Consider the following 12,018-nt stretch of genomic DNA (forward strand, 5'->3'; position numbering starts at 1 on the left):
AGAGGCGGTTGGTCGCAGCAAATTGGCACTGTTGAGGAAAATATTTTTTAGGTTGATCTAGACCAGTTATCGCGGCAGGTGAAACGATTAACCTGGCGTGATAACCTCAATTTTGGATTTGACGACTTGGCGATGAGCCCGTATAATACTCTCCAATAAGTAAACAGTCCTTTGAAGTTAGTCCCGTGAGGCTAACAAAGGTACGGTAGAAACCACTGGGGAACCAGTGGGGGCTAGCGGCTGGAATCCTCGCGGGATTCGGCCGCTTTTTTTATGGCCCAGGACTGAATTAAACTCACTTGGAGGAATTCATCATGGCACAAATCTACGTTGCAAGTCCGTTCTTTAGTCCCGAACAAATCGACCGCGTTCAACGGGTTGAACAGGCCTTAGAAGCTAATCCCACGGTCGTTGATTTCTACTCACCACGGCTGCATCAAGACGCCGAACACGAACAATTTACCAAGCCTTGGGCGACTGAGATCTATCACCGTGACATGGACCAGATCGCAGCGGCTCAGATCGTGGTGACGGTGATTGACTTTGAGGCTGAGAATGTGGATTCTGGTACGGCCTACGAACTGGGGGTGGCCACGATGAGTCACAAGCCAATCATCGTGCTCCAAGAGAAGACGGAACAGGTCAACTTGATGATTTCGGAAAGTTTGCACTGGTACACTCAAGATGTGAACGCCCTTGCTACCTATGATTTTCAACAACTACCCGGCAATGAGTTTACCGGTAAAGTTCTGTAATTCACGATCATCAAGGAGGGGCTAATTATGGCACAGGAAGTTAAAACGCTAGTCAAAGCGCCGGCCAAAACTTATGGCCGCGTCGATGCGGTACCGCGTGAGAGTCGCCGTATGGGAAACTGGGATTTGTTTGCGACCTGGATTGGGGCTAACGCCAACAACGGGACCTGGTATATCGGTGGGGTGATCGCGGCTTGTGGTTTCTTGACAGCCTCGACGACGCTGATGATCGTGGGGGTTCTAGCTTACGTTCTTCTGGCCGCGGCGAGCTACATGGGCTATCGTACCGGATTACCCGCGATGGCACTGACCCGGGCCTCGTTTGGCCTGCGCGGAAGCATCGTGCCATCGGTAATCAATGTCGTTCAGTTCATTGGTTGGGCCGCGGTGAATACCTTCATTGCCGCGACGTCAATCAGCTACATATTTGGCGAGCTGTTCGGTTGGCCGCTCTATGGTAAGCCGGGCGGGACCTTTGGCCTCGTCGTGGGGATTGTCATCATGAGTGTGTTGCACCTCTTGAGCATCTCGATGGGGGAACGATCGGTGCGGTTGATCGAACGAGTCGGGATTATCCTGGTTGTTGTCTTCGTTCTCTGGGAATCGGTAGTGGTCTTTCAAACGGTCTCGTTCCACGACATCGTGAGTTGGCAACCACCCCATGCCTTGAAGATGTCATCCGGTGTGGCGGCGGATACGCTGGCGGCCTTTAACTTAGCCTGGGTGACGGCGGCCTCCGATTTCAGTCGCTTTACCAATAAACGTTCGGCGGCTACGACGGCGTCTTTCTTAGGGGCCAACATCGGGCTCTTCTGGTTCGCACTGATTGGCCTCTTCGCCACGATTGGCACGGCTGTATCGTTGAACCATTTTGACCCGAATAACTCGGACCCCAGTACGGTGGCGGCTAAACTAGGCCTGGGCGTGATTGCTCTGCTGGTGATTGTCCTGACGAGTACGACAGCGAATGCCGTCAATTTGATGTCAGCGGGGTCGGCCCTAACCAACATCACCCATCGCCTGTCCTTAAATGTAAGCCTATGGGTGGTAACGATTCTGGCAACCGCAGTGAGTTTCATTCCGGTGTATCTCGCTAGTTTCCTGGACGTCTTCGAAACCTTCCTCGATGGGATTGGCATGTTTCTAGGGCCGGAGATTGCCATCTTCCTACTTGATTACTTTGTCCTGAAACGCCGTCGTTACCAACTTAAGGAATTTACGGCCGTCCGCGGGGCTTACTGGTATGCCCATGGGGTGAATTGGGTAGCCGTGGCTAGCTGGGCGCTTGGAGTGGCTTCTTACTGGGGACTTAAGCAGGTCAGTGTGATTGCGGATACTGTCGGGGCCACGTTTATTGCCATGGTTTTGACGGCTTTGATTTACTGGATTGGGATGTCGGTGACAGCCACTACCTCTCGTGTCGACGGTGAAGAGCAGGTAAGCTAGTTCAAGTTTACCGCCTGCTAAGGTTAGGGTTAGACTTTAACCGTGCTACAGAAGGTCTGGTCTGAATTGCCGTCATTTGAACTACTAAATGTTTAAGTTGGATAAAACGAAATTAAAAACTGGTGCCCATGGCTTGGAAGTCTCCAAACGATGGGTACCAGTTTGTTTTGTCGAAACGTATTTTTGTGGATTAGCTGTTGGTATCTGGGATGTGCTCCTAATGGCCAGCCGCGGCGCCACTAGCGGCGGCTTCCGCTTGCTTCTTGACGTAGTCAATCGCAATGACTAAGCCCACTAATAGGAGTTCGGCTTGATCATCTAAGACCGAGATTTCGTACTTATCGCCGACACTAAACCAACGCTTACGAATCTGGCCGACAACCGTCCCCTGGCGCGAGACGTCAAAGTCCATGTCCCAGAAGTCACCGGAAACCGTGAGGCCGGCTGCTGTCAGGTCGTAGTGGGGTTTCAAAAAGGTGAAACGCTTTTGAATTGTTGCCACTGCCCGACCACCGATCTCCAGAGTGAATTGGGGCATCAGGGTGAGGGGCTTCTTCGTCACGCTGGCGACGACGCGGTCGTTGAGATCGAGGATGTCAAAGTGTTTAGGAATCCGAAAGACGCTACCAACCGCGTGGTAGACAGGATTATCATGTTCATCAAGAATATCGAACTTGTCCCGCAAAGATAGAACTTTTTGATTTAGGTAGAGTTTAGTCATGATTTCTCCTCCAATATGAGTTGAAGTTCAGGTAACTCGCTGTTCTGAGTAATTAGATCTATCATAGTTGACTTTTGGGACGATTGGAAGATGTTGGCGGAGATTTAAAAACTAAGCGCCCAGACCCAGGATCGTTCGGGCAGGGTGCCTAGTCTTTTTGCGGCTTGGTTGACGATAACCACGTCTTCATAGACGGCCAACTCTCTTGGTTAACCACGATTCGTGGGGTCACGTTGAGATCGGTTTGGTCGGTCACGATTCCGGAGTTTAGGGTAGCGACCCAATCGAGGTGCTGACTCGCCAAAAAGCGATTGATTTGGGTGGTGCCAGAACCGTAAGGAAAGGCAAACGAGGTGGCCAAGACGCCGGTGTGTTGCCGTAGTTCTCGTTTAGACAGATCGAAATCGCGCTGGAAACGACCTGCAAAATGTGGCTGCATAAAGACTGGTTGAAAACGAGCGTTCAAGTGGTGCAGGTTGTGGGTGTGTAACCCTAAAGTCATGAGAGCCCCAGCGGACTGCTGAGCTGCGGTAATTTGGCGCCAAGTTGCCAGTTGGGTTCCCTCGCGGTACTCGCCGGTATTGCCGGTGATGATGAAGGCTGTGAAGGGGAAGTTGTAGTGCTTCATCACGGGGATGGCGTTATCGACCACGGTTCGGTCGATGTCGTCAAAGCTCAACACAGCATATTTACCGTGGATGGGTTTTCCTGACCGCACCATCTGGGTCATGGTATCGGCGGAGATGACCTGCACGTGATGGTCCTTTAGAAACTTCATTTGGGACTTGAATTGGTCCAGTGGCACGTTGAATTCATGGAGTTGTGAGTTGTTTGAAAGGCCTTGAACCAGACGGGTGGGTAAGGAATCTTGCAGGACGCGATGGTAACAGAAGACCATAATACCATTTTTCACGTGCTGGTACTGGGCGGGTAGCGCGTAGCCAGCTTGCATGTGTTGTTGGTGATCGGCCTGCCGGTGGGCGGTCCAGCCTAAGGTGAAGATTAGGGTAACTAGCAGGCTCACTAAGAGGCTTTTACGAAATAAACGCGACATTAGCGTTCCTCCCTTCGTAGGCAAGCCCACCGCCAACCGGCGTAGATGGGAACCAGGACGAGTAGGAGGCCGATCAGCGCTAACAGATGGTCATCGGCGTGGGCTTTTAAATTGAAAAGTAGGTAGAGGCTGACCAGCGTATCGCTGTACCAGCCAGCTTTAAAGCTGATATTGGCCAATACGATCAGCGCGACAAACCCCCACAGAGTCGTCAGGACAAGACCGCGAACGTAGCGGCTAAGACGACTCGTTTGGTGACGAATGATGGGATCTAGCGGTTGTTTTTGCATGTTAAATCCCCCGATCTGGACTGCGCCAAGTGCCGGTCCGTTGTGGACTGATAAAGTAAGAGCCAATTGCCGAGAGGCAGCTGATTAGGTTGACCATCCAATAGTACAGCACATAGATGGGAACGAGTAGTAACTCCGGAACGGCAAGCTTGGCAGTAACTTGTGAGGATAGGAAGCCTACGGTGAATTGAATTCCACTGAGTAGGAGGAGGACGACGAGGAGGTTTCCATCCAAGGATAGTCCATGAAGGAAGAGTAGCTGAATCGTATAGCTGACGACACTTAACGCCGTGAGGACGGCCCACAGGTTGCTGACGACGGTCTCCAATAACAGAAAACGTTGACCCCAAGGATTGCGATAGAAGCCGCGCCAATTGGTGACTAGAACTTCGAGGCCACCTCGCGACCAGCGTTGTCGTTGCTTAATCAGGCCACGTAAGCGTTCGGGAACTAGGATCCAGCAGATGGCTCGCGGTTCGTAGGCGACGCGCCAGTGGTGGCGATAAAGCCGCCAGGTGACGTCGATGTCTTCAGTCATGACATCGGGGTTCCAGCCGCCAACGGCAACCAAGGCTTCGCGGCGAAAAGCCACGATAACGCCTGAGACGGTGGTAATGCTCCCCGTTAAATAGGCTTGGGCCTTCTTAATCAGATCGATCACCCCAATGTACTCCAACAACTGCAGGCGACCTAAAAGGTTGGACCGGTTACGGACGACGGGTTTCCCTGTGACGGCGCCATAGTCTGTTTGAGCGAGTAGCGTGGTCATTAATTGGGTCACGGCACCCGGAGACAGGAGTGAGTCGGCATCAATAGCCACGAGATAATCTCCCCGAGCAACTCGTAGTCCTTGATTTAGGGCGTTAGCCTTGCCTTGGTTCACCGGTAGTGCCACGATCGTGATGTTCAGTTGGCCGCGCCACTGTTCCTTTAGTGAAGCCATGAGTTCCCGGGTAGCATCGCTACTACAGTCATCAATTAAGACCACTTCGTAATGGCGGTAATCCAATGCGGCTAAGGACTGGATAGCTTCTGCCAGTGTCGCCACTTCGTTGTGGGCCGGAACCAAGATCGAAACGAATGGGGCCTCGACAGGTTTGACCAGAGGCCGGGATTGTTGCCGCCGATAAAGGCTTGAAAACAGGCAGCCGGTAATCCAAATGATCGAAACGAAGATGGGATAACCGACCACAAAGGCCGTGCTTAGATTGTTAAACCACATAACTTTAAAATTCTCCCCCAATATTGAACATAAACGATATTAACTAGCTTGACCTAGAGCATAGCATGCTAGGACAGGGGACGAAATGGCGGAAATGAAATGTGGTAAAAACGTAAGCTTTAATAATTATATTTGTTTTTAATTGTTCTGGACCGAGCAGTCGATGAGAATTTTTAGGGGCCACCGTGGTAGAATGAAGAGTGGAAAGATAAGAATTGGAGGGTGATCGGAATGATGCAAAAGATGCCAATTTTACCATTAATGGACCGGTTGGTTGCGGGCGAAAGCGTAACGCTATCCACGGACGTTGGTCAGGATGTGCTAATTCAGCCAGAGGTCGTCGAAGGCCGCATGACCGGGAACTACCTGAGCAGTGCCTTACCAGGTGTGCGTTACGATGACCCACGGATTATTTTAAAGGAAACGTTGACGGACTTCGATGAACGTAACATTACCATTACCAGCATCGATTAGTCCGGCGGTTAAATAAACAGAGCAGACCCCCTTTAGCCCATTGGGCAAGGGGGCCTTGTCTATATCATCAAGCCGATTGAAAAGTGAAGTGAAGTAAAGTGAAGATTGACTTTGCGATGTTAACAGCGCGTGAAATTCTGAAAATCCAGCTGTTGACCTTTATGAATGACCACGGGCGGCACTTTAATTTGACCGACTTTGCGGAATCAACATCCGTGAGCTACTCGCGAGCCTACCACGTGTTGTTGAGTCTGCGGGCTGACTTAAAGGTCTTAGACGCCCAGACAACACTGACCAAGGATGACCTCCAGACGGCGGTTACCATGGATGGCTATCGGCATTGGCTGTATACCACTAGCCTGCCGTATCAAATGATGATGGCCACGTTGACGCAGAAGTATCCAACAATTGCCGCTTTTTGCGAGGATCACCAGATTAGCTCATCAACCTTTAACCGGCGGATTCGGCCCATGAAACAGCAGCTTGCCCAGTACGATCTGCAGTTTGCGGCGAACCCGCTACGGCTGACCGGTAATGAAGCGCTGATTGAACTCTTGTATTTCATGTTGTTCAGCACCACGATTACTGCGATAGGGGAGTTGCCGACCATTCCGGTGGCGTTGCAGCCACTGCGACGGGCCCTGATCGAAACCTATACGAATGATGAACTCTATCAAGAATCGACCAGTCTGGCGCAACGTCGGGAACTGTTGATTACGGTGGCCGTCCTGCGCTGGTCACAGGGGCATCGGTATAAGTCGTTACGTTTTGCTATCGGTCACCTGGTTGATCTGCGCCAGTTGGCGGGGATGCTGCAGGCTTCGCTCGGGGTCACGCCTCAGGTGGCCCTACGTCAGCTGGCCCCATTGGATTACCTACTGACGAGCTCACCGTACTTCGTGCGGGCGTTGCAACCTCACGCCATGGTGCGGTTGTATCTTGCCCTGAAACAACACGTCGGTAGCTATGAACTCGCACCGGGCGTGCCAGCGCTCAGTGACTATGCCACCGGCCGGAATTGGTTTGCCAACTGGCTGTTTGCCTTATGTCAGTTCATGTTGCTGTTTCGGGTGGACCCGTTGCTCCGACCGGAAATTACCGCACTTTACCAGCCGACCGATGAATCGAAGGCCGCGGCGTTGGCGATTGCCAAGTCCATGCAACGGCTGTATCCGCAACAGGTGATTCCGGCAGACTTACGGTTGGTACAACGTTACCTGAGTAAATACACCAACGGCCTAACCTTGACGGCGGCCAAGGTGGAAATTCTCGTGACCTACGACATGATCGGAGTGACCACGGATATCTTTAACCGCTTGCTCAGTGGGATTGTTCATCTGAGTCTGCTGACTGATCAGACCGTGATTGATCCCGACCGGCGCGACAATTACCTGGTGATCTATGGGGTGGACCCCTTGGCCGCCGGTTTTGCCGAGCAACATCAGTTGGAGTCCTTCCACTGGGTTAAGGAGATTGCCTACGGGGAGAATTTGGATCGGCTGATTGGGGTGTTGCGGCACCATGATCTGTCGCTGTTTGCTTTAGACTTTAATAATCGTAGCCACCAGCCGGATTAGGCTTGGTGACGATGGAGGATTCGGGCCGTGGGCTTGAGTCCTTTTTGAATAGACACAATAGTCACCTCTGTAGAAACGGCATAGAGCCGAAACCCTATTCGTGGTACAATGAAAGCGGATACAATTACATAATTGGAGTGGAAAACGATGGTGGAGGAAGCGCAGTTACGTCAATTAACGCAAATCTATGGGGTGGTGACCAGGTGTTACAACCAGCCCTTGGCTAAGCTTGACCTGAACTTGCCCCAGTGTGAGTTGTTAAATTATGTGGCCGTAGACCAGCTGACTGTGGCGCAGGCTGCAGAAAAGCTGGGATTTTCGGCGACTCGGACCTCTAATTTAGTTGTGGATCTCTGTAAACGTGGTTATTTGAGTCAGCGGGTCATTGCTCGTGACCGGCGGCGTCGCTACTTGGCCTTGACCCCCGCTGGTGAGAATCAGTTAGCGGTGATTCAACGGGAGTTGCCGAGTCAGTTGGCCATGACCCTTCAACATTTAAAAAATACGGCAACGGTAGAAGAAAACCGGCAGACCAGTTAAGGTCTTCCGGTTTTTTGTTGTTCTTTCAGGGGATGCGTGACGGTTTGGTGATGCTCCCAGAGATCGGCAATGAGGCCACTGAGCACGGTGACGGTGAGTCCCGCACTGCCTAGCACAGCGAGGCCAAGCGTGGTGGCAGTCAGGCGGCCGGTAATCCAGGCACTGAGACCGGCGATCACTAGAACGGCAATGAAGATGGGGGCGAGCATTTCCAGAAAGAATCGCGTGTAATTCATGCGTCAACCGCACCTTTCTACAGAAAAATTAAGACTCGAGTATTATCCCCGGATTGTCGCTGAATTGCAAGGCTCAGCGGTATTTTAGGGATTAGCTAATTACTGGGTGATATAAAATTAAAGTTAGGGATGGTTAAAAAACCCTTTACAACCGGTGGTACGTCAGTATAATGGTGAGATAGTTAAAGAGAAAGAGAGTGTGACAAGACATGAGCGACAACGTTTCAACGGAAAATACCGGGTTGACCGGTTACGCTAACGGGCCGTCTTTGCAGGAAATCAATGGGACGGTTGCCGTTCCGAAGAGTAAAGGGTTTTGGAAAAATCTCATGGCCTTCTCCGGACCGGGGGCCTTGGTTGCCGTGGGGTACATGGACCCAGGTAACTGGGTGACGTCGATCGGTGGGGGTGCCCAGTACGGCTACCTGTTAATGTCCGTGATCTTGATTTCGAGTTTAATCGCGATGTTATTGCAATACATGGCGGCTAAACTGGGAATTGTGACCCAGATGGACTTGGCCCAAGCAACGCGGGCTCATACCACGAAACGCATCGGGGCCGTCCTATGGGTGGTGACCGAGTTGGCCATTATGGCCACGGATATTGCTGAAGTAATTGGGGGGGCCATTGCCCTGCAATTGCTGTTCGGGGTGCCGTTGATCTTGGGAGTTTCTCTAACCGTTTTTGACGTCTTACTTCTATTACTATTGACGAAGCTGGGCTTCCGGAAGATCGAAGCGATCGTCGTCTGCCTGATTACGGTGATTCTGGTCGTCTTTGCCTACGAGGTCATTATTGCGCAGCCCAATATGGGTGCAGCGGTGGCCAACTTAGTGCCACGGACTGAAATCATGCATTCGGGGCAACTCACGATGGCATTAGGGATCGTTGGGGCCACGGTGATGCCGCATAACCTCTACCTGCATTCTTCGATCTCCCAGAGCCGTAAGTTCGATCGATCCGATCCAGCTGAGATGCGCCGGGCCGTGAAGTTTACGACTTGGGATTCGAACATTCAGTTATTCGGTGCGTTTATCATCAACTGTCTCTTGTTACTGTTAGGGGCCGCCATGTTCTTCGGCAAGGCAACCGATCAGTTGGGGACGTTTGGGAACCTGTATGCGGCCTTGCAAGATAACCGCTTAGCCGGGGCAGTAGCATCACCACTTCTGTCTACGTTGTTTGCGGTGGCCTTGTTAGCCTCAGGTCAGAACTCGACGATTACCGGAACTTTGACCGGTCAAGTTATTATGGAAGGTTTCATCAATATGAAGGTGCCTTTGTGGGTCCGTCGATTGGTGACCCGACTGGTCTCAGTGGTTCCCGTGGTAGTCTGCACGATTATCTATGGGGGCAATGAAGCTGCCTTGGATCATTTGCTGGTTAACTCGCAGGTCTTCCTGTCAATCGCGCTCCCATTTTCTATGATTCCGCTAACGGTCTTTACCTCTTCCAAGAAGATCATGGGTGAAGAATATGTCAATAAGCGGTGGGTGACCGTCCTCGCTTGGGTCTGTACCGCTGTTCTGACGATCTTGAATCTCCAGATCGTCTGGGGGAGCCTCAGTGGGTTATTTTAGCCGCGGCATGTATTGACTTTTCGGGGATGGGCCGGTATGATCACATCATAAGCGATGAAGCAGTACAGTAGTGAGGGTGGCACCGGTTAAGAGACCTAACGGCGCTGGAAGTTAGGACGACCATCATCACGAATTACCCTGTGGAGCGGCCGAGTGATCGGCGGGTCATTCCGTTAACAATGACGAGCGGTTGTCAATTGACAACAACTTGGGTGGTAACGCGGATTTCAATTCGTCCCTGATGACTATTAGTCATTGGGGACTTTTTTATTGGAAATAAACCTTAGGAGGACTTGCAGATGTCAATTATTGATGAACTAAAATGGCGTGGTGCCATTAACCAGCAAACGGATGAAGCCGGGCTGGGTGAACTGGTAAACGAAAAGGCCGTGGGTCTCTACGCTGGGATTGACCCCACTGGGGACTCCATGCACATTGGACACCTGATTCCCTTCATGATTCTGAAACGATTCCAATTGGCTGGTCACCGACCATATATTGTAATTGGTGGGGCTACCGGTTCAATCGGTGACCCGTCTGGTAAGAAGGCCGAACGGGTTCTGCAAACGATGGACCAAGTTCGTCACAACCAAGAGTGCTTGACGAAACAAATGGAACATCTCTTCGGTCAGGACGGGACCTTTAAGATCGTGAACAACTACGATTGGTTGTCGAAGCTCTCTCTCCTGGACTTCCTGCGAGACTATGGGAAGTTGTTTAACGTGAATAACATGTTAAACAAGGAAGTTGTGGCTTCACGACTAGAAGTGGGGATTTCTTACACGGAATTTACCTACCAAATTCTGCAATCGATCGATTTCCTTCATTTGTTTACGGCAGAAGATGTCCAACTCCAAATCGGAGGTGCCGACCAATGGGGGAACATTACCGCCGGAATTGACCTGATCCACAAGGAACAAGGTGGCGAAGCCAAGGCCTACGGGTTAACGATTCCCTTATTATTGAAGGCTGACGGGACTAAATTTGGGAAGTCCGAAGGGGGCAACATCTGGTTGGACCCTGAAAAGACCTCACCTTACGAGTTCTACCAATTCTGGATTAACACGGATGACCGCGATGTTGTTAAATTCTTGAAGTACTTTACCTTCTTAGATGAAGATCAAATCAAGGAATTAGAGACGGCTGTGGCGACGCACCCAGAGAAGCGGGAAGCCCAAAAGCGGTTAGCTGAAGAAGTGACGGCCTTTGTTCATGGGGATGAAGCCGTCGTTGAAGCCGAACATATTACCAAGGCCTTGTTCTCTGGTAATGTCGCTGACCTATCTGCTAGTGAAATCGAACAAGGTTTCAAGAAGATGCCATCCGTGACGGTTACTTCCGAGACGAAGAACATCGTTGAATGGTTAGTGGATGACACGAAGATTGAATCCTCACGGCGTCAAGCACGTGAAGATATTACGAACGGTGCTATTCGGGTTAATGGTGAAAAGGTCACGGATGTGGCTGCCGATGTTGACCCTAAGAGTGCCTTTGACGGTAAGTTTGTGATTATTCGTCGTGGGAAGAAGCGTTACTTCTTAGTTCGGATTGCCGATTAAGACTTGAATATGTGAGCCCAATTGCCAGTGACGGTAGTTGGGCTTTTTTGTTGCAAAAATAAAAGCGAATGATTGCAAGAGAAAATGTAGGGAACACACGGCCGTCAGTTAACAATTCACGAGCTTTCAACCATAAGATTTGTCTTTGAAAAAAGATACGTTTATTTTCAATTTTTAGTTGACGATGGGGGTCTATGGTTGGTATAGTTATAGACGTTGTCACAGCGAGTCATCAACTAGACCAATTTAAACATTGAAAATAGTTGTTGACAGAGCGGACAACAAAATGTTATATTGATTGAGCTGTCGCGTTTGCGACGGTCGATTGGGACGAAATATTGATACATCAATATTTCGTTGACAGCATACCGATAGAATGGTATGATAATTAAGCTGATTGCTTCGGCAAACGGCTGGTAGACCTTTGAAAACTGAACATTGTTTCGACAAACCAAATATGTGTAGGGCGGTTTGATATTTATATCAAACCCAAACAATATTTGCGAAGTCAATTCGCTTTTATAAAAAAGTAACAACAATCGATGAGCTATTCAAGCCATCATC

12 protein-coding genes and 1 other annotated feature are annotated in these 12,018 nt (G+C 50.5%); of the genes, 7 read left to right on the forward strand and 5 right to left on the reverse strand.

Annotated features, from left to right (window positions below):
- Positions 1 to 314: 314 nt before the first annotated feature.
- Positions 315 to 755, forward strand: coding sequence for a nucleoside 2-deoxyribosyltransferase (locus EKM70_RS03215; RefSeq protein ID WP_125545192.1), 441 nt, complete (start codon positions 315 to 317; stop codon positions 753 to 755).
- Positions 756 to 782: 27 nt separating this feature from the next.
- Positions 783 to 2,201 (forward strand): cytosine permease, encoded by a 1,419-nt coding sequence (locus EKM70_RS03220; RefSeq protein ID WP_125545194.1) that lies wholly within the window; start codon positions 783 to 785, stop codon positions 2,199 to 2,201.
- 217 nt (positions 2,202 to 2,418) lie between these two features.
- On the opposite strand, the gene EKM70_RS03225 is transcribed toward EKM70_RS03220, so the two are convergent.
- The 4 genes from EKM70_RS03225 to EKM70_RS03240 all read right to left on the reverse strand — a co-directional run bounded on the left by EKM70_RS03225 (position 2,419) and on the right by EKM70_RS03240 (position 5,488).
- Complete coding sequence (locus EKM70_RS03225; protein ID WP_125545196.1) at positions 2,419 to 2,922, reverse strand: LURP-one-related/scramblase family protein; 504 nt, start codon at positions 2,920 to 2,922, stop codon at positions 2,419 to 2,421.
- 148 nt (positions 2,923 to 3,070) lie between these two features.
- Complete coding sequence (locus EKM70_RS03230) at positions 3,071 to 3,976, reverse strand: polysaccharide deacetylase family protein (RefSeq protein WP_125545198.1); 906 nt, start codon at positions 3,974 to 3,976, stop codon at positions 3,071 to 3,073.
- A complete protein-coding gene (locus EKM70_RS03235; protein ID WP_125545200.1) occupies positions 3,976 to 4,266 on the reverse strand; it encodes a hypothetical protein in 291 nt (96 codons plus the stop codon). The genes EKM70_RS03230 and EKM70_RS03235 overlap by 1 nt, the downstream gene beginning before the upstream one ends.
- Before the next feature lies 1 nt (position 4,267).
- Positions 4,268 to 5,488, reverse strand: coding sequence for a glycosyltransferase family 2 protein (locus EKM70_RS03240; RefSeq protein WP_125545202.1), 1,221 nt, complete (start codon positions 5,486 to 5,488; stop codon positions 4,268 to 4,270).
- Positions 5,489 to 5,719: 231 nt separating this feature from the next.
- On the opposite strand from EKM70_RS03240, the gene EKM70_RS03245 reads away from it, so the two are divergent.
- The 3 genes from EKM70_RS03245 (at position 5,720) to EKM70_RS03255 (ending at position 8,079) form a co-directional block, all read left to right on the forward strand.
- Positions 5,720 to 5,962, forward strand: a complete 243-nt coding sequence (locus tag EKM70_RS03245) for a hypothetical protein (RefSeq protein ID WP_125545204.1) — start codon at positions 5,720 to 5,722, stop codon at positions 5,960 to 5,962.
- 98 nt (positions 5,963 to 6,060) lie between these two features.
- Entirely contained in the window at positions 6,061 to 7,539 is a 1,479-nt protein-coding gene (locus EKM70_RS03250; RefSeq protein ID WP_125545206.1) for a helix-turn-helix domain-containing protein, read from the forward strand.
- 147 nt (positions 7,540 to 7,686) lie between these two features.
- On the forward strand, positions 7,687 to 8,079 hold the full coding sequence (locus EKM70_RS03255) for a MarR family winged helix-turn-helix transcriptional regulator (protein ID WP_125545208.1): 393 nt from the start codon (positions 7,687 to 7,689) through the stop codon (positions 8,077 to 8,079).
- Here EKM70_RS03255 and EKM70_RS03260 read toward each other — a convergent pair.
- Positions 8,076 to 8,315 (reverse strand): hypothetical protein, encoded by a 240-nt coding sequence (locus EKM70_RS03260; RefSeq protein WP_125545210.1) that lies wholly within the window; start codon positions 8,313 to 8,315, stop codon positions 8,076 to 8,078. The two genes, EKM70_RS03255 and EKM70_RS03260, sit on opposite strands and share 4 nt — an antisense overlap.
- A gap of 209 nt (positions 8,316 to 8,524) precedes the next feature.
- On the opposite strand from EKM70_RS03260, the gene EKM70_RS03265 reads away from it, so the two are divergent.
- Positions 8,525 to 9,895, forward strand: a complete 1,371-nt coding sequence (locus tag EKM70_RS03265; RefSeq protein WP_125545212.1) for an Nramp family divalent metal transporter — start codon at positions 8,525 to 8,527, stop codon at positions 9,893 to 9,895.
- A 45-nt stretch (positions 9,896 to 9,940) separates the two neighbouring features.
- Positions 9,941 to 10,138 (forward strand) — a binding site (T-box leader).
- A gap of 56 nt (positions 10,139 to 10,194) precedes the next feature.
- Entirely contained in the window at positions 10,195 to 11,454 is a 1,260-nt protein-coding gene (gene tyrS / locus EKM70_RS03270) for a tyrosine--tRNA ligase (RefSeq protein ID WP_125545214.1), read from the forward strand.
- Positions 11,455 to 12,018: the final 564 nt, after the last annotated feature.

The sequence above is a fragment of the Levilactobacillus lindianensis genome (assembly GCF_003946095.1).
GTDB classification, from domain to species: Bacteria; Bacillota; Bacilli; order Lactobacillales; family Lactobacillaceae; genus Levilactobacillus; species Levilactobacillus lindianensis.